Raw genomic sequence first — 24,705 nt, forward strand, 5'->3', positions numbered from 1 at the left:
TATCCGAACGGCATTACTCGCCTCTGGCGGGGGCTTTTTGTTTCTCCCCCCTTCCTCTTCTCCCTTATTTGTTCTGTGAACAAAAATTCAGCAATTATTTGTAAATTGCCTCATCTCCGCCAATAGTTAACATAATGTTAAGTGCACTTTTCGATGCATATAACGTAAAGAAATATGATGCAGGCTCACGTGGCTAAAAGAGTCATGAAAAACGTCAGCCGAACATCTTTTATGGCCTAGGTGCCACCGTGGGACTAAATCAAGGAGGAGTTATGCCTCGTACCGTGAATCCATCCGACTTCCAAAATAAACGAAAGGAAGTCCCAGATAACGAATACGCCAGAACCATTCCATGCAACACTGTGAATCTTTCTGCACCCTTTCATTGGCTCGCACTGGGTCTGCACGACTTCGTTCGCATGCCTATTATTAGTGCCTTTTACGGCATCTGTTTTATGGCGGCCGCGATCGGCATTGTGTTGCTGGTGCAATGGCAAGGCACACACTTGGTAGTGATGCCAAGTCTAATTGTCTACATGCTAATCGGCCCATTCCTAGCACTCGGCTTATATGACGCAAGTTGGGAGAGAGAGCGCGGACACAAACCAAGCTTGTTCCATTCAATGAAAGCCATTGGGCGCAACTCCACCTCCCAATGGGCATTCGCCGTTATGCTCGCAGTGTGTATGATTTTCTGGATGCGAATCGCCGCACTACTTCACGCTCTATACCCTTCTGTGCAAGGTGCTCCACTTACTGAATTCCTACCATTTTTGGTTATAGGTTCTCTAGTCGGTTTTGTCTTGGCATGTGTGGTGTTCAGCATTTCTGCTTTCTCAATTCCACTTATGATGGAACGTCGCGTTGATATGATGACCGCCGTTTTCACCAGCTTCAACGCTGTAAAATCCAACATTCCTGCGATGATCGTATGGGCAGCCATTATTTGTGGCGGCATCTTAATTGGCTTTGCGACATACGGTATTGGTATGCTCTTCACTATGCCAATCCTAGGTTACGGTACATGGCATGCGTACCACGCGACTGTTAAGAAAAAACACACGCCTTAGAAAACTGATGCTATGATCCAGCCCTCGCCAATGCGGGGGCTTTTTTATTGAGTAAATGGGGTGAATCGTGGATATAGAACTGAGCTACAAAGCCAAGCAAGTGATGGCCGATTGCATCGCCATGGCAGAACAAGCTTTCCAACGTTCTTTCCCCATTCCATCCCTGACTTTCAATGTACGTGGCAAAGCCGCAGGAAAAGCCTACTTACAGCTGAATGAGGTTCGATTGAATCCAAAACTCTTTAAAGAAAACCCTCAAGCCTTTCTTGAAGAAGTGCTCCCACATGAAGTCGCGCATCTCATTACTTATCAAGTCTACGGTCGAGTTCGCCCGCACGGAAAGGAGTGGCAAGGCGTAATGGAAGCCGTGTTCAAAGTCCCAGCCAAAACCACTCACAGCTTCGATGTGGCCTCTGTGCAAGGTAAAACCTTTGAATACCAATGTAGCTGTATGACCTACCCGTTATCGATTCGTCGCCATAACAAAGTTCTTCGCAAAGAAGCGGTGTATTCATGCCAAAAATGCCGCCAACCACTTAGCTTTACTGGCACGCAGCTCTCCTAAAGCCACGAGCATCCACTTTTCTGTTCCAGAAAGAGAGACATTCGAACTCAAAGCACTGCTTTTCTAGTTCTACTGTTAACTTACTCATCACTAAAGCCCATTTATGCGTGTTAGAATGAATAAAGTCATACTTTATAAAGACTTTAATCATGAAATACCTGTTCTCTTTATTCCTACTTGTGCTTTCTAGTGCGGCAATGGCTGCACCTCCAAGCTCTTTCTCTGCGGCTAAGCGTGAAGCGGTAAAAATTTACGCCGATCACCCAACCAGCTTCTACTGTGGTTGTGACATCAAATGGCAAGGTAAGAAAGGCGTACCGGATCTTGCTTCATGCGGCTACCAAGTTCGTAAGCAAGAAAAGCGCGCATCACGCATCGAATGGGAGCACGTTGTCCCAGCATGGCAATTCGGCCACCAGCGTCAGTGTTGGCAAAATGGTGGACGCAAAAACTGCACAAGAAACGACAAAGTTTTCAAATCAATGGAAGCTGATCTCCACAACCTGACTCCGGCTATCGGTGAGGTAAACGGCGACCGTTCAAACTACAACTTCAGTCAGTGGAACGGTATGGACGGCGTAAGCTACGGTCGTTGTGAAATGCAAGTTAACTTTAAGCAGCGTAAAGTCATGCCGCCCGATCGCGCGCGTGGTTCAATTGCACGTACTTACCTCTACATGAGTAAAGAGTACGGCTTCAAACTTTCGAAACAACAAACTCAGTTAATGAGTGCTTGGAACAAAACCTACCCTGTAGACAAGTGGGAATGTGAGCGTGATGAGCGCATTGCTAAGATTCAAGGCAACCACAACCCATTCGTTCAAGAGGCTTGTCGCGCACTGTAATTCTTCCTGCAATTATCGCGATACACCTCCGTAGTTTGAGGCGTTGTCATTTACTGCAATGGAAACGCCTCTTGCCCCTTGTTTTTTCGGTGGAAAGCATCCATGTTAGTGTCTAAACACTCGCGTATGCAGGAAATCGAAACACTATGCGTATCCCTCGAATTTATCATCCAGAAACCATTCAACAACTTGGCATCATTGCTCTGAGCGACGATGCTGCCGGCCATATTGGTCGCGTGCTGCGCATGAAAGAAGGGCAAGAAGTTCTACTCTTTGACGGCAGCGGCGCAGAATTCCCAGCAGTCATCAGCGAAGTCAGCAAAAAGAATGTGATGGTTGAGATCTCTGAACGCGTAGAAAGCAGCATTGAATCACCACTTGACCTTCATCTTGGTCAGGTCATTTCGCGTGGCGACAAGATGGAATTCACCATCCAAAAATCCGTAGAGCTTGGCGTTAATACGATTACACCGCTGATCTCTGAACGTTGTGGTGTGAAGCTAGACCAAAAACGTTTTGAGAAAAAACTGGCTCAGTGGCAAAAGATTGCGATCAGTGCGTGTGAACAGTGTGGTCGCAACGTAGTACCTGAAATTCGCCCTATCATGAGCCTAGAAGAGTGGTGCCAAGAAGAGTACGACGGCTTGAAGCTGAACCTTCATCCACGCGCGAAATACTCGATCAACACCCTGCCAACACCTGTTGAAAAAGTTCGTCTATTGATCGGCCCTGAAGGCGGTCTATCCTCTGACGAAATCGACATGACTCGCGAATACCAATTTGAAGAGACGCTACTCGGTCCTCGCGTTTTGCGCACCGAAACAGCGGCTCTGACAGCAATTACAGCTTTACAAGTTCGTTTCGGCGATCTTGGTTAAAACGGAGAAAAATAATGATCAAACTCGGTATCGTAATGGACCCAATCTCGTCCATTAACATCAAAAAAGACTCTAGCTTTGCCATGATGCTTGAAGCGCAACGCCGCGGCTACGACATCCACTACATGGAAATGAACGATCTGCACCTAGACCAAGGTAAAGCAATCGCAGACACTAAAGTGGTTGAGCTTAAAGAAGATCCAAACGGCTGGTACGAATTCAAATCAGAGCAGACTATCGAACTGTCTGAGCTTGATGCTGTACTGATGCGTAAAGATCCTCCGTTCGACACTGAGTACATCTACGCAACTTACATCCTTGAGCGTGCTGAAGAGCAAGGCGCACTGATCGTGAACAAGCCACAAAGCCTACGCGACTGTAACGAGAAACTGTTCACCGCTTGGTTCCCAGAGCTGACGCCAACCACTATCGTGACGCGTAAAGCAGAGAAGATTAAAGCTTTCCGTGAAGAGCATGGCGATGTGATCCTAAAGCCACTTGATGGTATGGGCGGCGCATCTATCTTCCGTGTAAAAGAGAACGATCCAAACGTATCAGTGATCATTGAGACGTTGACGAACCACGGCCAAAACTACGCAATGGCGCAAACGTTCGTGCCAGACATTAGCAACGGTGACAAGCGCATCCTAGTGGTTGATGGTGAGCCGATGCCTTACTGCCTTGCTCGTATCCCAGCAAAAGGTGAAACGCGTGGAAACCTAGCGGCAGGCGGCACGGGTGAAGCTCGTCCACTAAGTGAAACTGATATGAAGATCGCACAAGCTGTGGCACCAACACTAAAAGAAAAAGGTCTTATCTTTGTGGGTCTTGACGTGATTGGCGACAAGCTAACGGAAATCAACGTAACCAGCCCAACCTGTATTCGTGAAATTGAAGCTGCTTTTGATATTTCTATCACAGGTAAGCTAATGGACGCGATTGAGCGCCGAGTGAAAGGCGAATAACTCAAACTGTATTACAGTTAATAAAGAGCGTTGTGGATTAACTTAAGCAAACTCATGCACATACTCGTAGGGGTAAAAGCATGATGTTTGCTTAAGTGTTTTTAATAGCCTTATAAGGTCGAGATGAGAATGAACCTCACAAACCATTTCTTAGTTGCCATGCCGGGAATGAAAGATCCCTACTTCCAGAATAGCGTTATCTACGTCTGTGAACATAACGAAGAAGGCGCTATGGGGTTGATGATCAACGCACCTGTCGACATCACGGTAGGCAGCATGCTCAATCAAGTCGAAGTACAACCCGTGCACCCTCGCCTGTTTGAAGCAAGCTTGGATAGACCGGTATACAACGGCGGTCCTGTTTCTGAAGATCGTGGCTTTATCCTGCACAAACCAAAAGACTACTACGAATCAAGTATTCAAATGACCGACGAACTGACGGTAACTACGTCTAAAGACATCTTGTCAGTACTGGGGACAGAGGCTGAACCAAGTGATTATTTAGTTGCACTGGGATATTCAGGCTGGAGTGCGGGTCAATTAGAAACCGAGCTGGCTGAAAACTCTTGGCTGACCATCGAAGCAACACCAGAGATCATTTTCGATACACCGATTATCGATCGCTGGAAAAAAGCAGTCGAAAAGCTTGGCATCGATCCGAGTCAACTGTCCGCGGATGCTGGCCACGCTTAAAGGCGTACACAACCACTACTTTCATTTATTTAGATTCGAGACTCCTTATGTCACGTACAATCATGGCCTTCGATTTCGGCACCAAGAGCATTGGTAGTGCCATCGGGCAAGAAGTCACAGGCACAGCCTCACCGCTAAAAGCATTCAAAGCGAATGACGGCATTCCAAACTGGGATGATATCGAAAAGCAAATTAAAGAGTGGCAACCAGACCTACTAGTGGTGGGTTTGCCGACAGACTTACATGGTAAAGACCTAGAGACCATCACGCCGCGAGCGAAGAAGTTCGCCAACCGTCTGCATGGTCGTTACGGTTTACCTGTTGAATTGCATGATGAACGCCTATCAACGGCAGAAGCACGTGCAGAACTGTTCAGTATGGGTGGCTACAAGGCGCTATCAAAAGGCAATATCGACTGCCAATCCGCGGTGGTGATTCTTGAGAGCTGGTTTGAAAGCCTTTGGGGTGAGTAGACATTTCAGGCACAAATAAAAAAAGGTTGGCTTCTGCCAACCTTTTTCGTTTCTGGAATAGATTAATCCATATCGATCTTAACGTTCGCCAGCGTGCCAGTAGAGAAGGCTTCACCACGTTGCGTCTTCAACATTAAACGTAGATCGTTGGCTGAATCTGCACTGTGCAATGCATCCTCTTCGCTGATCTTACCTTGCATCACCAACTTGTAGAGCGATTGGTCGAAGGTCAACATCCCGAACTCGTTAGAGCGAGCCATGGTCGATTTCAATTCATGCAGATCACCTCGACGGATCAGATCAGAAACACGTGGACTGTTTAATAAGATCTCAAACACGCCATGACGCCCCTGACCGTTCTTATCACGGATCAACTGCTGACCCACCACACCTTTTAAGTTCATCGACAGATCAAATAAGAACTGATCTTTCTGATCTTTCGGCACTAGGTGCAAAATACGCTCCAGCGCTTGGTTTGCGTTGTTGGCGTGCAGTGTCGCCATACACAAGTGACCAGTCTCAGCAAAGGTCATCGCGTATTCCATCGTTTCTCGGCTACGGATCTCACCAATCAAAATCATGTCTGGCGCCTGACGTAACGAGTTTTTCAACGCCACTTCATAGCTGTCGGTGTCTAGGCCAACTTCACGCTGTGTCACGATGCAACGCTTGTGCTCGTGCACAAATTCAATCGGGTCTTCTACCGTCAGGATATGACCCGTTTTGTTGTTGTTGCGATAACCCGTCATCGCCGCCATAGTGGTCGACTTACCAGAACCAGTGGCACCAACCACCAGCACTAAGCCACGCTTGGCAATAGCAAGGTCTTGCAGTACCAAAGGTAACTTAAGTTGCTCAAACGTCGGAATATTGGTTTCAATACGACGAATAACGGCTCCCGGTAATTCACGTTGGAAAAAGGCACTGACACGGAAACGACCGCAATCACGGACAATGGCAAAGTTAGACTCACGGCTTTTACGAAACTCCTGGCGTCGCTCTGGTTCCATGGCACTGTCGAGTAACAAGGCGACATCATTTTCAGTCAGCTTATCGCCTTGCGGGCGCAATTCGCCATCCACACGAAACAAAATCGGAGCACCGACAGTGATGTAGAGATCCGACGCTTTTAACGCCAACATGCCTTCGAGAAATTTATTCAGATCCATCGTCCGTATTCGCTATTTCCTAAGTAATTCGTTACGAGAATTGCTGCGCTTCAATTTCAACTTTCTTATCCACTTCTTCACGCGATACCATGCCTTGCGCCATCAATTGACGAGCATTCTGCTCCATGGTCTGCATACCATGCGCCGCACCAGTCTGAATGATCGAATACATCTGCGCGACTTTGTCTTCACGAATAAGGTTACGGATCGCAGGCGTAGCCATCATGATTTCGTGACACGCGATTCGACCGCCGCCGTTACGTTTCAGAAGTTTTTGCGCGATAACCGAACGCAATGATTCAGACAGCATCGAACGCACCATGTCTTTGTCGCTACCAGGGAAGACGTCAATAATACGGTCGATGGTTTTCGCTGCCGAGCTAGTGTGCAGCGTACCGAAAACAAGGTGACCCGTTTCAGCAGCCGTCAGCGCCAAACTGATGGTTTCTTTATCACGCATCTCACCAACTAGAATCACATCCGGATCTTCACGCAGCGCGCTACGCAGCGCGTTTTGGAAGCTGTGTGTATCACGGTGTACTTCACGTTGGTTGATCAGACACTTATTGTTGGTGTGAACAAATTCAATCGGATCTTCAATTGTTAGGACGTGCTTATTGTGATTACGGTTAATGTAGTCAACAATGGCAGCCAAGGTAGTCGATTTACCAGAACCCGTTGGGCCAGTAACCAGTACCAAACCTTTTTCCGCATTGGCGATTTTTCTGAAGATCTCAGGAGCTTCTAACTCTTCCAATGTTGGAATGCTACTTGGGATAGTACGGAACACCGCCGCACAACCGCGAGATTGGTTGAAAGCGTTGACACGAAAACGGCCAACGTTATGCAATTCAAATGAAAAGTCGACTTCGAGTTTTTCTTCGAACTCACTGCGCTGCGCATCGTTCATGATTTCAAAAACCAAACGGTGCACTTCTTGGTGTGTAAACGCTGGAATGCCCAGTTTTCTTACATCACCATCAATACGAACCATTGGTGGTACACCTGCAGAAAGATGTAGATCCGAAGCATTATGTTTTACACTAAAATCCAGTAACTCAGTGATATCCATTTAAAATCCTTAAGTCTAAAGTACAGCTATGAGTAGTATTCAACAAAACATTGAACATATCACCTCTCAAATTCGACACGACGAACAAAAGTGCGGTCGTTCTCCAGAGTCAGTGCAACTTCTAGCAGTAAGCAAAACTAAACCTGTCGAGGCAATTCTCGAAGCTTACCAAGCTGGCCAAGAGGCGTTTGGTGAAAACTACGTCCAAGAGGGCGTCAGTAAAGTTCAGCACTTTGCCGAGCATTATCCAGATAATCGAATCGAATGGCACTTCATTGGTCCAATTCAATCCAATAAATCACGCCCTGTTGCTGAACATTTCGATTGGGTTCACACCATCGATCGCGCTAAGATCGCTCAGCGCCTCAATGACCAACGCCCAAGCGAGCTAAAACCGCTACAAGTTCTGATTCAAGTTAATACCAGTGGTGAAGAATCAAAATCTGGCGTCGCCGATGCAGAAATATTCGAGCTGGCTGAGTTGATTTCTCGCCTGCCAAACCTCACGTTAAGAGGGTTGATGTCGATTCCTGCCAACGTGCCAGATTACGAATCACAACTTCGCGCATTCAAACAACTTGAGGAGCTAAAGCAAAAGCTAGCTCAGCAATACCCAGATGTCGACACGCTGTCCATGGGGATGAGCGGTGACATGGATGCAGCCATCGAAGCAGGTAGCACCATGGTGCGCATCGGCACGGCGATTTTTGGCACGCGCGACTACAGCAAACAGCAATAAAAGCGACTCGTTGTTAGACACTGTGAATTTGAGTCTGACCGCCTTTCTTTAGGCAGTCAGAGCAAAGTGGTGCAATTATACACCTGAGCGCACAACAAATTGTAAGAATTTATATTTGGAAATCAGACATATGGAACATAAAAAGATTGCCTTTATCGGCGCAGGAAACATGGTGCGTGCGATTGTTTCTGGTCTTGTAGCAAATGGCTACCCAGCACAGAACATCATTGCAACTGCCCCATCAGAGACGCGTCGCCAACCTCTTGAGCAAGACTTTGGCATCCGTACCACCAGCGATAACATCGCAGCCGCGACAGAAGCGGATGTTGTGGTATTGTCTGTGAAACCACAAATGATGGAAGACGTGTGTAAACCACTGCAATCTATCGACTTCAGCAATAAACTGGTTATCTCCATCGCAGCTGGCATCAACTGTTCACGTTTGGATGGCATGCTAGCGACTAAGCTCAACTTGGTTCGCGTGATGCCAAATACACCATCGCAACTTGGTTTGGGCATGAGTGGTCTTTACGCGCCAGAACATGTGCAAGAACAAGATAAAGCCTTCGCGGCAGAGCTAATGCAAGCCTGCGGTAAGGTATGCTGGGTTGAACAAGAATCTGGAATCAACAATGTGATTGCAGCGGCAGGCAGCGCACCGGCTTACTTCTTCCTATTTATGGAAGCGATGCAAGCAGAAGCAATTGCTCAAGGTTTCGATAAAGACACGGCTCGCACGTTAGTTCAACAATCCGCACTTGGTGCAGCAAGTATGGTGGTAGAAAACCCACAAACTGAGCTTTCTACACTGCGCGAGAACGTCACATCAAAAGGTGGCACAACGGCAGAAGCACTACGCACGTTCAACGAGCACCAACTGTCTGATATTGTGGCGAAAGCAATGCAAGCTGCGGTTGCTCGCGCTGAAGAAATGGAAAAACTGTTTTAATGACTTGAGTGATACCCACTCTGTGTCACTCACTTACTTGTTAAGGGTACCTTATGAATTCAATGAGTTTTCTCATCTCAACCCTATTTGACCTGTACATCATGGTCGTCATTTTGCGTATATGGTTGCAAGCTGCTCGTGCAGATTTCTACAACCCATTCTCGCAGTTCATCGTCAAAGCAACCCAACCGGTTGTGGGTCCACTGCGCCGCGTGATCCCATCCATCGGCAGCATCGACCTAGCGACGGTATTGTTCGCTTACGTACTGTGTGTGCTTAAGTTTGTTGCGCTGATCCTGATCGCTTCTAGCGGTTCGGTGTCATTTAGCATGGACTTCCTATTCCTAGGCTTATTGTCTTTGATTAAAGCCGCTGGCGGCTTGTTGTTCTGGGTACTACTGATCCGCGCAATCCTGAGCTGGGTTAGCCAAGGTCGCAGCCCTATCGAATACGTATTCCATCAACTAACTGAACCAATGCTAGCACCAATCCGCCGCATCATCCCTGCAATGGGTGGCTTTGATTTAAGCGTGCTTGTGTTGTTCATCGGCCTACAATTCGCTAACTTCCTAATGGGCGACATGATTGGTCCTATCTGGTATCAACTATAATGTCAGAAGCAGTTTGGCATGATGGCGAGGATGTGGTGCTTCGGCTCTACATCCAACCAAAAGCAAGCCGCGACAAGATCGTCGGCTTGCATGGTGAAGAGCTCAAAATTGCCATCACCGCGCCGCCTGTCGATGGTAAAGCGAATGCGCACTTAACCAAGTTTTTAGCCAAACAATTTAAAGTTGCTAAAGGTTTGGTTCACATAGAAAAAGGTGAACTGGGACGTCATAAACAAATTCGGATAGAATCCCCAGTGCAAATACCTACAGAAATTAAAGCCATCATTTGATGGCTTTTTATTTACGAAATTCGTACCAATAATTAAACGCCCGATTCGAGGAAGTGATAATGAGCAAATGGATTACCGCCCTACTGATCAGCCTGTTGTCTTTACCAAGCATGGCAGGTCAGTTCAAAACCATGAAAGACATCGAGGTCCACTACATCGCGTTTAACTCGACCTTTTTAACCCCAAAGATCGCCCGTAGCTACGACATCAAGCGCAACGGCTACAATGCAGTACTGAACATCAGTGTGCTAGACAGTGCCTCTCTGGGTAAGCCAGCCGTTGAAGCTAAAATCAGTGGTCAGGCGAAGAACCTTATCGGTCAAACGCAAAAGCTCACCTTCCGTGAAGTGAAAGAAGGCGATGCGATTTACTACCTAGCAGAGCTCGGTATTACTAACGAAGAAACTTTTACCTTCGATATTGACGTTAAAGCTGGAAACAAAGGCTCAGGTAAGCTTAAATTCACCCAGAAATTTTATGTCGAAGAGTAATTAGGTTGTGATGATCTAAAAGCTTTTAGAACATCATAACTCTAGAACCAATTTAATCAGGGAGAACACTGCGTTCTCCCTTTATCGCTACAGAAAGAGACGACCATGAAAAAGATAGTGCTAGCAACAGGCAACCAAGGCAAAGTTCGTGAGATGGCAGATCTGCTGTCTGACTTCGGTTTTGAAGTATTGGCGCAAAGTGAATTCAACGTATCTGAAGTAGCAGAAACTGGCACGACTTTCATCGAAAACGCGATCATCAAAGCTCGCCATGCAGCACAAGAAACGGGTCTTCCTGCGATTGCGGACGACTCTGGCTTAGAAGTCGATTTCTTGAAAGGCGCTCCGGGCATTTACTCTGCGCGTTATGCAGGTGAAAAAGCCTCTGACCTAGAGAACCTAGAGAAGCTACTTAAAGCAATGGAAGGCGTACCAGAAGCAGAGCGCACCGCTCGTTTCCACTGCGTATTGGTTTTGATGCGTCACGAGAACGATCCAACCCCTATCGTTTGTCACGGTAAATGGGAAGGTCGCATTCTAACTGAAGCACACGGTGAAAATGGCTTTGGCTACGACCCAGTCTTCTTCGTTCCTGAAGACAACTGCGCGTCTGCCGAACTTGAGCCAGCACGTAAGAAGCAACTCTCTCACCGCGGTAAAGCACTCAAGTCGTTGTTTGCTCAACTGTCTGAGCAAGTGTCTCAGTAATCGCGAGCGAATTAGACCATGTTAACGCCCCCAGCACTGAGCTTGTATGTACACATCCCGTGGTGTGTACAAAAGTGCCCGTATTGCGACTTTAACTCTCACGCACTTAAAGCCGAGATCCCAGAAGAAGAGTACATCAATGCTCTTCTTGAAGATTTGGATACCGACATTGAGAAATACCGTCTTAACGAAGCGCCACGTCCACTGCATTCAATCTTCATTGGTGGTGGTACGCCGAGTTTGATTTCGGCAGAAGGCATCGAGCGTCTGCTTAAGGGCATTGAAGCGCGAATTCCGTTCAAGCCTGAAATCGAAATCACCATGGAAGCCAACCCAGGCACCATCGAAGCTGAGCGTTTTGTTGGCTACCGCAAGGCTGGTGTAACGCGCATTTCTATCGGCGTGCAAAGCTTTGAGCAACAGAAGCTTGAGCGTTTGGGGCGCATTCACGGTCAAGACGAAGCCGTCAATGCTGCTAAGCTGGCACACAAAATCGGTTTGAACAGCTTTAACCTCGATCTCATGCACGGCTTACCAGATCAAAGCATCGAACAAGCCTTAGCAGATTTGGACAAAGCGATTGAGTTGGCGCCGCCGCACTTGTCTTGGTATCAGTTGACCATCGAACCAAATACCATGTTCTACTACAAGCCACCGACTTTGCCAGATGACGATGACTTGTGGGATATCTTCGAACAAGGGCATGAGAAACTCGCAGCGGCGGGTTACGTTCAATACGAGATTTCTGGTTACAGCAAGCCGGGCTATCAGTGTCAGCATAACCTGAACTACTGGCGCTTTGGTGACTACCTTGGCATTGGCTGCGGCTCACACGGCAAGCTGAGCTTTGCTGATGGTCGCATTGTTCGTACCACTAAGGTCAAGCACCCACGTGGCTACCTGATGGCATACCAAAACATGGTGAAGCCATATCTGGATAGTGAACAGCTTGTGGCTGATGAAGATCGCCCGTTTGAGTTCTTTATGAACCGTTTCCGCTTAATGGAGGCGTGCCCGAAACAAGACTACATCGATACGACAGGTCTGCCGTTGAGCTCAATTCAAGAGACTATCGATTGGGCGCTTGAGATGGGTTACCTGAGTGAAACCGAGACTCACTGGCAAATTACCGAGAAAGGTAAGCTGTTCCTCAATGACTTGCTTGAAGCCTTTATGGCGGAAGAGGAATAAGAAAGGGATTCGAGATTCGGGAACGGACTGCGTCCTTTGAGGAAAAAAAAGGGTTGGCGCTCAAACGCCAACCCTTTCTTTTATTCGTAACAACACTTATCTATTTAAAGCGAAACGCTCCTAAGTCCCGAATCCACAAGGACGAAGTCCGTTCTCACTTCTCGTCTCTTTTCCTTAGAAAATCGAACGACCAATACGCTCGGCAAGTAGCTCCAGTGCTTTGGTACCAGCGAGTGAGTTACCAGATGCATCAAGCTCTGGAGACCAAACAGCAATCGTCATTTCACCCGGTACGACAGCGATGATGCCACCACCAACACCTGACTTACCCGGCATACCAACACGGTAAGCAAATTCACCCGCACCATCGTACAAGCCACAAGTTGCTAGCAGCGCATTCAACTGTTTGGTTTGCGTTGGTGATACCACAGGCTTACCCGTTTGCACCGACGTGCCTTTATTGGCTAAGTAGCTAAAGGTCTTCGCCAGATCGACACAACTCATCTTCAACGCACAAGCATGGAAGTAGTTTTGCAGAACGGGGATAACCTCGTTCTCGAAGTTACCAAATGAACGCATCAAGTAAGCGATCGCAGCGTTACGGTCACCATGCATCATTTCAGACGCGGCAACCACTTTGTCGTACACAATATGAGTGTCACCAGATAGCTGACGAGCAAATTCCAATAGACGCTGACGCGGCGCAGAGAGACGGCTTTGCAGCAAATCAGCGACCACAATAGCACCGGCGTTAATGAACGGGTTACGTGGAATGCCCTGCTCCATCTCTAACTGGATCATCGAGTTAAACGCCTGACCAGAAGGCTCTTTACCTACACGACACCAGATCTCTTCTTGCTTGTACAAGCACATTGCCAGAGTCAGGCTCAACGCTTTTGAGATCGACTGAATCGAAAACGACTCTTCTGCATCGCCCGCTTTAATCACTTCACCTTCATTGGTGTATACCGCGATACCCAGCTTAGTATTGGGTACTTTTGCCAATGCGGGAATGTAGTCGGCCACTTTGCCTTGGCCAATTAAAGGGCGAACTTCCGCCAGAATGTCTGTCAAAATTTGCGCTGTAGGTTTCATCTTCTACCTTCTTGTCACAAGAACCCAAATAGCTGAGTTCAGAGGTAAAAAAAGCCAACGCGGACGTTGGCTTTTCCATGGAATTTATTCGACTCAAGTCGATTATGGTTTTATTGCCACAATGATGTTGCGGTTGATGGATTGATCAACACGGTGAAGATAACCGATGTAAGGCTCTTCTGAAAGTACCTTCCACCCTTGCTCTTCAAATAATGCCGCCACGTCTTTCCACTTCAAGGTAAATTCGTTGAAAGACAACACTACAGAACCTTGCTTCTTCAGCACCACTTTCCATGCAGGCAGAGCCTCTTTTAAAAGCTCTAGTGGGCTGCGGTTCAGTTTGCTGTCTTTGGCATTTTTGCTGCCGTGCTGCACGCCGTAAGGCAAGTCAGACACCATCACATCTACCGAGTTCTTCTTCACAACTTGGTCAGCAATACGCGTATCTGCTGAGTACAGCTTCATCGTTTGAAGATTACCTTTGTTGTAATCGTCTTTGTCTGCTGCTGCCTCAACCACGAAGCCATCTGCCACTTTTTTACCACCAGAAGTGCGCTTTTCTTTGCTCACTTTGTGCTTAAAGCGACCGTTCTTCATGAACTTAACGATGAAGGTTTGGATCTCTTGAACCCATTTCTGGTTGATCTCAACACCCATAACATTCAAGCCGTGGATCAAACCTTCAAACAGTGTTGTACCTTTACCACACATAGGATCCATCAGCGTCAATTGCGCACTGCCCGTGTTGGCAGCACTGACGCCTAGGTTCACCATCAAACGCGTAAACTGCTCGTTTGTTTTACCTGTGTAACGCAGGATCTGACTCATGCTCTCAGGGAAAGTATTGAATGCAGGCGCCTGAATTGGACGTAACAAGCCATCTTCACGCACTTCAAATAGCGCGTAGTAGATAGATGACGCAGCAATCTTGCCGGCCTGTGCTTCACTTAGTTCCGTTTCGCAAGAGAACACCAGTGCAGCAGGCAGGCCCACGTCTTTGTTGCCAATTTCAGTTACTTCAACACCTTCCGACGCCAAAATCGCTTTCAGCTCAGAACATGCAATCGTCATTGCGCTATCAAAGTAAATACGGTTATGACCCGGATTCGCTAATATCGCGTAGTGGTACATCTACTGGCTCCTTAAGCAGTACGCTTGAATTTGATATCCCACACACCGTGGCCTAGACGGTGACCGCGAGCTTCAAATTTAGTCAGTGGACGCTCTTCTGGACGAGGAATGAAGTCGCCTTCTTCAGCGATGTTTTCGAAACCAGGTGCTTGGTTCATGATTTCAATCATGTGCTCAGCGTAGTTTTCCCAGTCTGTCGCCATGTGGAAGATACCTTCATTAAAGATAAGCTTCTGACGAACCATTTCAGCGAACTCAAGCTGTACGATACGACGCTTGTGGTGACGCTTTTTGTGCCATGGGTCTGGGAAGAACAGTTGTAGCGTTGCTAGGCTACCATTCGGGATCATGTGTTCGAATACTTCTACCGCATCGTGACACATTACACGTAGGTTCGTGATACCCGCTTCGCGAGCATCTGCAAGACAAGCACCAACGCCTGGGCTATGAACTTCGATACCGATGAAGTTTTTCTCTGGCGCGTTCTTTGCCATTTCAACCAATGAAGCACCCATACCAAAGCCGATCTCAAGCACTACTGGGTTATCGTTGCCAAACACTTCTTTCCAATCAAGAAGTTCTGCTTTGTAGTCGATACCCATTGTTGGCCAGCACTCGTTCATCGCATTTTCTTGGCCCTTAGTTAGACGACCTTCGCGACGCACGAAACTGCGGATTTTACGGATCATTTTACCGTCTTCGTTGTATTCGTTAGTGGTTACTTCACTCATTGATTTTGCCTGCACATTGATTAATCAAAGCGGGGATTATCCAAAGAATTCACTTAGGTGCAAGTATTTGTTGAGCTATCGGACTATGGCAGCCCAAAAGCAAACAAACCAGACACAATATCCCCACAGTTTATCTGTTGTACTTACACCACAATCTGTGGTGCAATTTTGCTCCTAACCAATAATAGAATACAGAGCAAGTCGTGACACCTTTCGCCAGTGCCATCTTAGAATGGTATGACGCATATGGAAGAAAAGATCTTCCGTGGCAACAAAACAAGACCGCTTATAGTGTCTGGTTGTCTGAAATCATGCTTCAGCAAACTCAGGTCACTACGGTTATCCCTTATTACCAACGCTTTTTGGAGCGCTTCCCGACCGTGGTCGATCTTGCCAATGCTGAGCAAGATGAAGTGCTGCACCTTTGGACCGGCTTAGGTTATTACGCTCGTGCTCGTAACCTTCATAAAGCCGCAAAAGAGGTCGCCCATAAATACAATGGTGAGTTTCCTCTAGACCTAGAGCAGATGAATGCCCTACCGGGGATTGGTCGCTCCACCGCCGCTGCGGTTCTTTCGTCTGTCTATAAACAGCCACATGCGATATTAGACGGCAACGTAAAGCGCACACTTTCACGCTGTTTTGCCGTGGATGGATGGCCGGGACAAAAAAAAGTCGAAAATCAATTGTGGGAGATCGCAGAAACGCACACGCCACAAACAGACGTCGACAAGTACAACCAAGCCATGATGGATATGGGTGCCATGATGTGTACCCGCAGTAAGCCTAAATGCACCTTGTGTCCGGTCAACGAACTTTGTGTAGCAAAGAAACAAGGTAATGTGCTTGATTATCCGGGTAAGAAGCCGAAAAAAGACAAACCGGTTAAGCAAACACGTTTCGTTATGCTGCACCACAAAAATGGTGATAGTCACGAAGTGTGGCTAGAACAAAGACCGCAGACAGGTATTTGGGGCGGGCTATTTTGCTTCCCGCAAACCGAACATATTGATGTAGAGAGCGATATTGAATTACTACTGGAACAACGTGGTATTCAAGCCAACGATATTAGACATCAAGAAACTCTGATTACGTTTCGTCATACATTCAGCCATTACCATCTCGATATCACACCGATTTTGATTGACCTGTCAAAGCAACCTAATGTGGTGATGGAAGGTAACAAAGGTCTTTGGTATAACTTATCTAAACCTGAAGAAGTCGGTTTGGCAGCCCCAGTAAAACTCTTACTGGAAGCGCTACCCCACGAGCTTCGTTAATTAATTGCAAGGAGTCATTATGAGCCGCACTGTTTTTTGTGCTCGACTAAAGAAAGAGGGCGAAGGTCTAGACTTTCAACTTTACCCAGGTGAACTAGGTAAACGTATTTTCGATAATATCTCGAAAGAAGCTTGGGCTCAGTGGCAGCACAAACAAACTATGTTGATCAACGAGAAGAAGCTCAACATGATGGATCCTGAACATCGCAAACAACTTGAGACTGAAATGGTGAATTTCTTGTTCGAAGGTAAAGATGTTCACATCGAAGGCTACACGCCACCAAGCGAATAAAGCAAACTTGTTTTAAAACAATGACATCACAACCAACCTTGTGGTGTCATTTTTATATTAGAGCCCACAAAGCCATCTCAATAGTTATGAAAAGAATTGCCTTTATTGCTACCGCACTCTTAATGGCAGGTTGTAGCCGCGAATTCGTCGAGCAAATTTACGATGTCAATTACGAGCCAACCAACCGTTTTGCCAACAACCTAGCAGAACTGCCGGGACAGTTTGAAAAAGACACCGATGCTCTCGATGCACTGATCAGCAGCTTCTCTGGCAACATTAAAAAGCGCTGGGGCCAACGTGAAGTTAAAGTCGCAGGTAAAAGCAATTACGTAAAATACATCGATAACTACTTGAGTCGTGCAGAAGTCGACTTCCAAAAAGGTGTGATTACCATCGAAACGGTTTCTCCAACAGAGCCACAAAAACACCTTAAGAACGCCATTATCACCACACTTTTAACGCCAGATGATCCGGCTAGTGTCGACTTGTTCTCTTCTAAAGAGATCAAATTGGAAGGTCAGCCCTTTCTTTACAATCAAGTTGTCGATCAAGACAAAAAGCCCATTCAATGGTCATGGCGCGCGAATCGCTTTGCCGATTACTTGATTGCTAATCAAGTAAAAACCAAAGATGTCGACTTTAAGAAAGCGTATTACGTTGAAATCCCAATGGTAGAAGACCATTTCTCACAGCGTAGTTACCAATACGCAGACATTGTGCGTCGTGCCTCGAAGAAATACGACATCCCTGAAGATTTGATTTACGCCATCATCAAAACCGAAAGTAGCTTTAACCCGTACGCAGTAAGCTGGGCTAATGCGTATGGATTGATGCAGGTTGTACCAAAAACCGCGGGTCGTGATGTATTTAAGCTGGTGAAGAACCGTTCTGGGCAACCAAGCCCTGAATATTTGTTTAATCCAGAAAACAACATTGATACTGGAACGGCTTACTTTTACATCCTTAAAAACCGTTATTTGAAAGATGTACAGCACCCAACCTCGTTGGAGTACAGCATGATTTCTGCTTACAACGGCGGAACTGGTGGTGTTTTAAACACTTTCCATCGAACTGATCGCAAACGTGCGATGCAAGATTTAAATTCTTTGCAGCCAAACCAAGTTTATTGGGCACTAACTAAGAAACACCCGAACGCAGAAGCACGTCGTTACCTAGAAAAAGTTACAAATTTCAAAAAGGAATTTAACGCAGGGTAAACTTTTTTCCGACAGTTGAATAAAAAGCGTTCGAACAACCACTTTTTTGAAATTATTTAAAAAAAGTGGTTGACGCAAAGCAGGAAAATCCGTTTAATAGCGCTCCGTCGCCCGGATAGCTCAGTCGGTAGAGCAGAGGATTGAAAATCCTCGTGTCGGTGGTTCGATTCCGCCTCCGGGCACCACAATTTAAAATTGTTGGTGCTTAGCACGAACAGTTAAAAAGAAAACGGTACGCCGACTTAGCTCAGTAGGTAGAGCAACTGACTTGTAATCAGTAGGTCACCAGTTCGATTCCGGTAGTCGGCACCATTCTTTTGCCTCGATAGCTCAGTCGGTAGAGCAGAGGATTGAAAATCCTCGTGTCGGTGGTTCGATTCCGCCTCGAGGCACCATATTTGGTGCGCTTGCTTAGAGTAAGACACAAAACAGAATAGTTCCTCCTTAGCTCAGTTGGTAGAGCGACGGACTGTTAATCCGCAGGTCACTGGTTCAAGTCCAGTAGGAGGAGCCAACTTCTAGAGTTTCATGTAAATGAGATTCTAAAAAAGAAGAGTTTACTCTTCAAAAAAGAAAACGGTACGCCGACTTAGCTCAGTAGGTAGAGCAACTGACTTGTAATCAGTAGGTCACCAGTTCGATTCCGGTAGTCGGCACCATTCTTCTTTTGCCTCGATAGCTCAGTCGGTAGAGCAGAGGATTGAAAATCCTCGTGTCGGTGGTTCGATTCCGCCTCGAGGCACCATATTTGGTGCACTTGCTTAAAGCAAGACACAAACAGAATAGTTCCTCCTTAGCTCAGTTGGTAGAGCGACGGACTGTTAATCCGCAGGTCACTGGTTCAAGTCCAGTAGGAGGAGCCAACTTTGAAAGCCAAGTCTTCAGACTTGGCTTTTTTCTTATCTGCAATTCTAAAATCCCTCTCTACTTTCACTTCCCTCCCTTCCCTTACCATCAATCCCCTCTCGAAACTTCGTTATAAACTCAGACACCATTGATAAAAAACACTTATTTCACGCTAAAAATTTAATCTAAATCATAGTTTCAGCACGACCGCATAGGCCCTTGTATACAAGTTCAATATGATGAATTTATTATTACGCCCCCTAATAAGCTATGCATTGCATAGTACGTAACACGCCTTGTGAGCTAACTATGAAATTAAAAACTCAAGCCTATTTATTATCTGCAATCATATTGGTTGCCCTGCTTGCTCTAACCGCGACAGGTCTATGGACACTGCGCGTAGCAAGTAATCTTGATAACAAAGCTCGAGTTACTGAGCTATTTAAGAGTGCCTACAGCATTCTGACTGAAGTTGAACAAATGGCCGTGGAAGGCAAGATGCCAGAAGATGAAGCCAAAGCGCTGGCGACCCGCCTACTTCGTAACAATATCTACAAAGACAACGAATACGTTTATGTTGCAGACGAGAACATGATTTTCGTGGCGGCACCGCTTGATCCGCAACTGCACGGTACCAGTTTCCACGATTTCCGCGATGGTGATGGCAACAGTGTCGGCCAATTGATTTTGGATGTACTGGGCCGTAAGACAGGTCAAATCGTTGAATACACCTGGACACAGAAACAACCAGATGGAACGGTCGAAGAAAAGCACTCTATCGCAGAGAAAACACCACATTGGAACTGGGTGGTAGGCACTGGTATCGGGTTTAATGAAGTCAATGCTCGCTTCTGGTCAACGGCGCAATGGCAGCTGGCACTGTGTTTAGCGATTGCAGGCGCGATTCTAGGCGGCCTAATTATCTCTATCCGTAAGATGCTTAATCTACTCGGCGGCGAGCCAAATGACGTACGTGAAGCGGTTCAAGCCGTTGCTCAGGGAGATATCCAAGCCAGCTTTGAACACACAGCCCCTAAAGACAGCATCTATGGCGCAGTGCAAGAGATGAGTCAATCTCTGGCTAAGATGGTAACGAACCTAGACGAATCAATGCACGCATTACGTTCAGAGCTATCAGCCGTAGAGTCTCGCTCTAATTCGATCGCTGATCTAACCATGTCTCAGCAGCAATCGACGGCAATGATCGCAACAGCGATGACAGAAATGGCTTCTTCAGCTAACCATGTTGCAAGCTCGGCAAGTGACACTGCACATAACACCGATGAAGCAGACAAACAAAGCCAACACACGCAATCATTGATCCACAGTACGGTAGATAATATTCAAGGCTTGGCTACTCAGCTAAATACGGCCAGCAAAGCGGTTGCGGATCTTGACCAAGATGTAAATAGCATCGTGAAAGTTCTCGACGTAATCGGCGATATTGCTGAGCAAACTAACCTACTGGCGTTGAATGCCGCCATTGAAGCAGCTCGTGCAGGTGAACAAGGTCGAGGCTTTGCGGTAGTAGCAGATGAGGTGCGAAACCTAGCAGGACGCACACAAGACAGCACAAAAGAGATTCAACAGATGATCTCTAACCTTCAAGAAGGTTCGCGCAATGCTATCCATACAATGGAAATCTGTGCCGAAACCAGTGAAAGCACGGTAACTGAGTCTATGAACGCCTCAGAAGCGCTACAACAAATAGTTACAGCTCTAGAGTCTATTACAGCCATGAGTCAGCAAATTGCTACGGCTGCAGCGGAACAAACGCAAGTGAGTGATGACATTGCACACCGCATTAACCTGATTGAAGAAAGTGGTAGTCAGCTAAATGCGGTAGTAACAGAGAGTCAATCAAGCACGCAAACATTGGCATCTTTAGCGGATGAACTTGAAGGTTGGGTGAACAAGTTCTCAGTAAAGCACTAGTTTAAAGTCAATTGTTCAATAAAAAGCACGTTTTCAGACGTGCTTTTTTGTTTTTATCGTCTTTATTCTGAAGGTGAGCGCCCTATCATTATTAAAACAGCGCTTAAAACATGGCGCATTGCTGCTCAAAATGCATAAAAACAGCCCACTCCGAGCACAAATTCATCAAACGACATTTTATTTTAATTTTATTGTTGACCTGAAAGCCGAAAAGCCTTTTAATACACCTCGTTGCCCGGATAGCTCAGTCGGTAGAGCAGAGGATTGAAAATCCTCGTGTCGGTGGTTCGATTCCGCCTCCGGGCACCACAATTTAAAATTGTTGGTGTCTAACACGAACAATAGAAAGAATAACGGTACGCCGACTTAGCTCAGTAGGTAGAGCAACTGACTTGTAATCAGTAGGTCACCAGTTCGATTCCGGTAGTCGGCACCATTTATTCTTAAACAAGATAATTCCTCCTTAGCTCAGTTGGTAGAGCGACGGACTGTTAATCCGCAGGTCACTGGTTCAAGTCCAGTAGGAGGAGCCATCTTTCAGTTAGTAAGTCGATTACTTATTAACGAAAATGTGCCGACTTAGCTCAGTAGGTAGAGCAACTGACTTGTAATCAGTAGGTCACCAGTTCGATTCCGGTAGTCGGCACCACTTATTAAAATTTGTTCCTCCTTAGCTCAGTTGGTAGAGCGACGGACTGTTAATCCGCAGGTCACTGGTTCAAGTCCAGTAGGAGGAGCCAAATTAGAAGAAGCCGCATCACTTGATGCGGCTTTTTTGCATCTGAAGAAAACTCGCAGCTCCCCTCTTCATCCAACTTTATCTCAATCAACAAAAAAGCCAGGTGATATACCTAGCTTTCTCTTTTGTATCGTCTCAGTGAGTAACTAGACAGAAGGCTAGCTCAACCCTCCAAGGCAAATGTACTTCGTCTCTAGATACTCATCCATGCCTTGCTTAGCCCCTTCACGACCAATGCCAGATTCTTTGATCCCACCAAATGGCGCTACTTCTGTAGAGATAATCCCTTCGTTTACCCCTACCATGCCGTATTCCAAACCTTCACTAAATTTGATGATGCGCTTCAAGCTATCGGTGTAGAAGTAGCAAGCTAAACCATATTCAGTGTCATTCGCCATCGAGAGCACTTGTTCATCGTCATCAAAACTAATGACTGGCAGAACTGGGCCAAACAGCTCTTGTTGCACGATCGCCATGCCCTGTTCCACATTATCTAAGATAACAGGCTCCATAAAGCGCCCAGAGCGTTTTTGAGGCTGGTTAAGTATCTTTGCCCCTTCTTGTACTGCCTGATCGATCACTGCCTCTAGGCGATGCTTAGAAGCCATCGTAATAACAGGACCAAGAGTGGTATTTTCCTCAAGGCCATTACCGACCGCCAGGCCCGCTGCTTTATCCAGAAGCTTAGTTAAGAACGCCTCTTTCACGCTCTGATGCACATACAAGCGGTTGGTACACACACAGGTTTGTCCGGCATTACGAAACTTAGACGCAATCAAGCCATTCGCTGCTGCTTCTAAATCTGCATCGTCAAAAACAATAAAAGGTGCATTGCCACCCAACTCCATAGAAGCAGCTTTAACCGTATCACTTGCCTGCTTCATCAAGATCTTGCCGACACGTGTCGAACCCGTGAAAGAGATCTTCTTAATTCGCGGATCGGTACTTAATACCAAACCAAACTCTGCCGCTTGCTCAGAAACAACGGTAGACAATAGAGCTTTAGGGATGCCAGCCTGGTGAGCAAGCTCCACCACTGCTAGAGCAGTCAAAGGCGTTAATTCAGAAGGTTTAATGATCATCCCACATCCCGCAGCCAAAGCAGGCGCCGCTTTTCGAGTGATCATTGCAATAGGGAAATTCCATGGTGTAATCGCAGCACACACGCCGACAGGCTGTTTAATGGTAGAGAGTCGTCTATCTACCGCTGGTGCAGGTATAACCTCACCATAGGCGCGCTTAGCCTCTTCTGCGAACCATTCAACAAAAGATGCGCCGTATGCGACTTCTCCACGGCTTTCAGTAAGAGGTTTACCTTGTTCTAAGGTAATGATGTTCGCGATGTCTTCCGTATGCTCTACAAGCAATTGGAACCACTTTTTCAAGGAAGCGGAGCGTGCTTTAGCGCTGAGTTTTGCCCACTCGAGCTGAGCCGATTTACACGCTTCTATTTGCACGTCTAACTCATCCAAAGAGCTAGGCTTTAAGCGAATCAGTTCTTGCTCTGTCGCAGGATTAATAACGGCAATCCCATCTTGAGAAGAAAGGTTTTCGAATAAGAGTCTTAGCGTTTCACTTTGTATCTGCTGCATCATTAGGTTTTACTCCCAAAAGAACCTTTACTAGGTTAATCCTTCTGGCAAATAAGAGTAAAGCAAACAAAGTTTTCTTCAGCGTAAATATGAGAAGTTATGACTAGGGCAGCTAACCCATAATAGAGGTAAGGGGACATAACCTAAGATCGTTATCATTTAAGAATATAACCATTGGGAGAGTCATAAGCTCGGTTTTATTAGATAAACCCTGTCTTTAACATAAGAAAGCAAATAGAGGGTATCTCAAACGTAACCAAATGACAGGTTAGATTTCCTAATACGGAAGGGAGACGGGGATACGTATGAGAACTTTATCTGAATGAATGATTGAGCTTGTAGGCTACAGACAAAGCTTTGTGAGACTTACTTTCCTATAAACGAAAATCATGTTCCTTAAAACAGTGGAAGCTAGCATGAAGGCTGAATTTCTAGGTAAGTGTTGGAGCGGCCGGGGTTGAGCTCAATTGGACTCGCACACGAGCGGGACTCATTGGTCGTAGACCAAAATAATATCGCAAATACGAAAAGACCCCAGCATTTCTGCTGAGGTCTGGAATAAGTGGCTGAGGGCCGGGGTTGCGGGCAACCGGGACTCGTTCCCTGAAAGGGAAATTATTATGCTCAAAAACGAAAAAGCCCTAGCATTTCTGCTAGGGCTTTATCTGAATAAGTGGCGGAGCGGACGGGACTCGAACCCGCGACCCCCGGCGTGACAGGCCGGTATTCTAACCAACTGAACTACCGCTCCGCACTGGTTAGACTCTGGAGTCTAAATAAGAACCTGGCGATGTTCTACTCTCACATGGGGAAGCCCCACACTACCATCGACGCTACTTCGTTTCACTTCTGAGTTCGGAATGGAAGTCAGGTGGGTCCAAAGCGCTATGGTCGCCAAGCAAAATTCTTTACGTTTTGTTTTAAGCTTTAACTTAAAGCGTAAAACAAACAGTAAATGGTGCTGATACCCAGAATCGAACTGGGGACCTCATCCTTACCAAGGATGCGCTCTACCGACTGAGCCATATCAGCACATTATCTGTGTCCGTGAGGACTAAAAAAGCCCGCTTTTTCAAACGGGCTCTCTTAACTTTTGTCTTCACCTTCTTAAAAAGGCAAAAACTAAATTTAAAGCCTG

24 protein-coding genes, 14 tRNA genes and 1 rRNA gene are annotated in these 24,705 nt (G+C 46.5%); 30 read left to right on the forward strand and 9 right to left on the reverse strand.

Translation table 11 applies throughout. The annotated features are described in order from the left end of the window. Positions 1-272: 272 nt before the first annotated feature. From KIO97_RS26180 to ruvX, 7 genes are all read left to right on the forward strand, one after another. The gene (locus KIO97_RS26180; RefSeq protein WP_010450336.1) at positions 273-1,070 is read left to right on the forward strand and encodes a DUF2189 domain-containing protein; all 798 of its coding nucleotides are present in this window, start codon (positions 273-275) and stop codon (positions 1,068-1,070) included. Between the two features lie 67 nt (positions 1,071-1,137). After that, entirely contained in the window at positions 1,138-1,635 is a 498-nt protein-coding gene (locus KIO97_RS26185; protein ID WP_045389730.1) for a SprT family zinc-dependent metalloprotease, read from the forward strand. A 149-nt stretch (positions 1,636-1,784) separates the two neighbouring features. Further along, complete coding sequence (gene endA, locus KIO97_RS26190; protein ID WP_010450340.1) at positions 1,785-2,480, forward strand: deoxyribonuclease I; 696 nt, start codon at positions 1,785-1,787, stop codon at positions 2,478-2,480. 146 nt (positions 2,481-2,626) lie between these two features. After that, the gene (gene rsmE, locus KIO97_RS26195) at positions 2,627-3,358 is read left to right on the forward strand and encodes a 16S rRNA (uracil(1498)-N(3))-methyltransferase (protein WP_005449742.1); all 732 of its coding nucleotides are present in this window, start codon (positions 2,627-2,629) and stop codon (positions 3,356-3,358) included. A 14-nt stretch (positions 3,359-3,372) separates the two neighbouring features. After that, positions 3,373-4,323, forward strand: a complete 951-nt coding sequence (gshB, locus tag KIO97_RS26200; RefSeq protein WP_285384378.1) for a glutathione synthase — start codon at positions 3,373-3,375, stop codon at positions 4,321-4,323. Between the two features lie 129 nt (positions 4,324-4,452). Next, positions 4,453-5,016 (forward strand): YqgE/AlgH family protein, encoded by a 564-nt coding sequence (locus KIO97_RS26205; RefSeq protein WP_038892068.1) that lies wholly within the window; start codon positions 4,453-4,455, stop codon positions 5,014-5,016. Positions 5,017-5,063: 47 nt separating this feature from the next. Then, positions 5,064-5,489 (forward strand): Holliday junction resolvase RuvX, encoded by a 426-nt coding sequence (ruvX, locus tag KIO97_RS26210; RefSeq protein ID WP_005425820.1) that lies wholly within the window; start codon positions 5,064-5,066, stop codon positions 5,487-5,489. A gap of 62 nt (positions 5,490-5,551) precedes the next feature. Here ruvX and KIO97_RS26215 read toward each other — a convergent pair whose 3' ends face one another. Then, positions 5,552-6,658: a PilT/PilU family type 4a pilus ATPase gene (locus tag KIO97_RS26215; protein WP_005425812.1), complete on the reverse strand. Its 1,107-nt coding sequence runs from the start codon at positions 6,656-6,658 to the stop codon at positions 5,552-5,554. A gap of 31 nt (positions 6,659-6,689) precedes the next feature. Continuing rightward, positions 6,690-7,730, reverse strand: coding sequence for a type IV pilus twitching motility protein PilT (locus tag KIO97_RS26220; protein ID WP_005425810.1), 1,041 nt, complete (start codon positions 7,728-7,730; stop codon positions 6,690-6,692). Positions 7,731-7,758: 28 nt separating this feature from the next. Here KIO97_RS26220 and KIO97_RS26225 point away from each other — a divergent pair, with 28 nt between their 5' ends. From KIO97_RS26225 to hemW, 7 genes are all read left to right on the forward strand, one after another. Continuing rightward, entirely contained in the window at positions 7,759-8,469 is a 711-nt protein-coding gene (locus tag KIO97_RS26225) for a YggS family pyridoxal phosphate-dependent enzyme (protein WP_285384379.1), read from the forward strand. 130 nt (positions 8,470-8,599) lie between these two features. After that, complete coding sequence (proC, locus tag KIO97_RS26230) at positions 8,600-9,418, forward strand: pyrroline-5-carboxylate reductase (RefSeq protein ID WP_045384522.1); 819 nt, start codon at positions 8,600-8,602, stop codon at positions 9,416-9,418. A 53-nt stretch (positions 9,419-9,471) separates the two neighbouring features. Further along, positions 9,472-10,029 (forward strand): YggT family protein, encoded by a 558-nt coding sequence (locus tag KIO97_RS26235; protein ID WP_005425806.1) that lies wholly within the window; start codon positions 9,472-9,474, stop codon positions 10,027-10,029. After that, on the forward strand, positions 10,029-10,319 hold the full coding sequence (gene yggU / locus KIO97_RS26240; RefSeq protein WP_005425805.1) for a DUF167 family protein YggU: 291 nt from the start codon (positions 10,029-10,031) through the stop codon (positions 10,317-10,319). Before KIO97_RS26235 ends, yggU begins: the two co-directional genes overlap by 1 nt. 59 nt (positions 10,320-10,378) lie before the next feature. Next, positions 10,379-10,810: a DUF4426 domain-containing protein gene (locus KIO97_RS26245; protein WP_005425804.1), complete on the forward strand. Its 432-nt coding sequence runs from the start codon at positions 10,379-10,381 to the stop codon at positions 10,808-10,810. A 105-nt stretch (positions 10,811-10,915) separates the two neighbouring features. Continuing rightward, complete coding sequence (locus KIO97_RS26250; protein WP_017189094.1) at positions 10,916-11,518, forward strand: XTP/dITP diphosphatase; 603 nt, start codon at positions 10,916-10,918, stop codon at positions 11,516-11,518. Between the two features lie 18 nt (positions 11,519-11,536). Further along, on the forward strand, positions 11,537-12,709 hold the full coding sequence (gene hemW, locus KIO97_RS26255) for a radical SAM family heme chaperone HemW (protein ID WP_050937296.1): 1,173 nt from the start codon (positions 11,537-11,539) through the stop codon (positions 12,707-12,709). 174 nt (positions 12,710-12,883) lie between these two features. On the opposite strand, the gene glsB is transcribed toward hemW, so the two are convergent. The 3 genes from glsB to trmB all read right to left on the reverse strand — a co-directional run bounded on the left by glsB (position 12,884) and on the right by trmB (position 15,666). After that, positions 12,884-13,804: a glutaminase B gene (gene glsB, locus KIO97_RS26260; RefSeq protein ID WP_005425799.1), complete on the reverse strand. Its 921-nt coding sequence runs from the start codon at positions 13,802-13,804 to the stop codon at positions 12,884-12,886. Between the two features lie 102 nt (positions 13,805-13,906). After that, positions 13,907-14,935, reverse strand: a complete 1,029-nt coding sequence (locus tag KIO97_RS26265) for a TRM11 family methyltransferase (protein ID WP_103412672.1) — start codon at positions 14,933-14,935, stop codon at positions 13,907-13,909. 11 nt (positions 14,936-14,946) lie between these two features. Then, positions 14,947-15,666: a tRNA (guanosine(46)-N7)-methyltransferase TrmB gene (gene trmB, locus KIO97_RS26270; RefSeq protein ID WP_285384380.1), complete on the reverse strand. Its 720-nt coding sequence runs from the start codon at positions 15,664-15,666 to the stop codon at positions 14,947-14,949. A 203-nt stretch (positions 15,667-15,869) separates the two neighbouring features. On the opposite strand from trmB, the gene mutY reads away from it, so the two are divergent. The 16 genes from mutY (at position 15,870) to KIO97_RS26350 (ending at position 21,976) form a co-directional block, all read left to right on the forward strand. Continuing rightward, positions 15,870-16,946: an A/G-specific adenine glycosylase gene (gene mutY, locus KIO97_RS26275; protein WP_010650274.1), complete on the forward strand. Its 1,077-nt coding sequence runs from the start codon at positions 15,870-15,872 to the stop codon at positions 16,944-16,946. 19 nt (positions 16,947-16,965) lie between these two features. Beyond that, entirely contained in the window at positions 16,966-17,238 is a 273-nt protein-coding gene (locus KIO97_RS26280; RefSeq protein WP_005425792.1) for an oxidative damage protection protein, read from the forward strand. Positions 17,239-17,324: 86 nt separating this feature from the next. Then, positions 17,325-18,455 (forward strand): membrane-bound lytic murein transglycosylase MltC, encoded by a 1,131-nt coding sequence (mltC, locus tag KIO97_RS26285; RefSeq protein ID WP_285384381.1) that lies wholly within the window; start codon positions 17,325-17,327, stop codon positions 18,453-18,455. Positions 18,456-18,564: 109 nt separating this feature from the next. Further along, positions 18,565-18,640 (forward strand) — tRNA-Phe (locus KIO97_RS26290). A gap of 51 nt (positions 18,641-18,691) precedes the next feature. Beyond that, positions 18,692-18,767, forward strand: a tRNA-Thr gene (locus KIO97_RS26295). Between the two features lie 7 nt (positions 18,768-18,774). After that, positions 18,775-18,850 (forward strand) — tRNA-Phe (locus KIO97_RS26300). Positions 18,851-18,893: 43 nt separating this feature from the next. Then, positions 18,894-18,969, forward strand: a tRNA-Asn gene (locus KIO97_RS26305). 69 nt (positions 18,970-19,038) lie between these two features. Continuing rightward, positions 19,039-19,114 (forward strand) — tRNA-Thr (locus KIO97_RS26310). 10 nt (positions 19,115-19,124) lie between these two features. Next, positions 19,125-19,200, forward strand: a tRNA-Phe gene (locus KIO97_RS26315). Positions 19,201-19,242: 42 nt separating this feature from the next. Further along, a tRNA-Asn gene (locus tag KIO97_RS26320) sits at positions 19,243-19,318 on the forward strand. 292 nt (positions 19,319-19,610) lie between these two features. Beyond that, a complete protein-coding gene (locus KIO97_RS26325) occupies positions 19,611-21,236 on the forward strand; it encodes a methyl-accepting chemotaxis protein (RefSeq protein WP_038891072.1) in 1,626 nt (541 codons plus the stop codon). Positions 21,237-21,469: 233 nt separating this feature from the next. Next, positions 21,470-21,545: transfer RNA gene (locus KIO97_RS26330), tRNA-Phe, on the forward strand. Positions 21,546-21,596: 51 nt separating this feature from the next. Next, positions 21,597-21,672, forward strand: a tRNA-Thr gene (locus KIO97_RS26335). A 21-nt stretch (positions 21,673-21,693) separates the two neighbouring features. Then, positions 21,694-21,769: transfer RNA gene (locus KIO97_RS26340), tRNA-Asn, on the forward strand. Between the two features lie 40 nt (positions 21,770-21,809). Beyond that, positions 21,810-21,885 (forward strand) — tRNA-Thr (locus tag KIO97_RS26345). A 15-nt stretch (positions 21,886-21,900) separates the two neighbouring features. Beyond that, positions 21,901-21,976, forward strand: a tRNA-Asn gene (locus tag KIO97_RS26350). Between the two features lie 157 nt (positions 21,977-22,133). Here the strand turns inward: KIO97_RS26350 and KIO97_RS26355 are convergent. From KIO97_RS26355 to KIO97_RS26370, 4 genes are all read right to left on the reverse strand, one after another. Next, the gene (locus KIO97_RS26355; protein ID WP_285384382.1) at positions 22,134-23,570 is read right to left on the reverse strand and encodes an NAD-dependent succinate-semialdehyde dehydrogenase; all 1,437 of its coding nucleotides are present in this window, start codon (positions 23,568-23,570) and stop codon (positions 22,134-22,136) included. Between the two features lie 671 nt (positions 23,571-24,241). Then, a tRNA-Asp gene (locus KIO97_RS26360) sits at positions 24,242-24,318 on the reverse strand. A gap of 31 nt (positions 24,319-24,349) precedes the next feature. Beyond that, positions 24,350-24,466: ribosomal RNA gene (gene rrf / locus KIO97_RS26365) — 5S ribosomal RNA — on the reverse strand. Positions 24,467-24,523: 57 nt separating this feature from the next. Next, a tRNA-Thr gene (locus tag KIO97_RS26370) sits at positions 24,524-24,599 on the reverse strand. Positions 24,600-24,705: the final 106 nt, after the last annotated feature.

Origin of the sequence: Vibrio sp. B181a (genome assembly GCF_030248375.1) — a bacterium.
Lineage (GTDB): Bacteria > Pseudomonadota > Gammaproteobacteria > Enterobacterales > Vibrionaceae > Vibrio > Vibrio campbellii.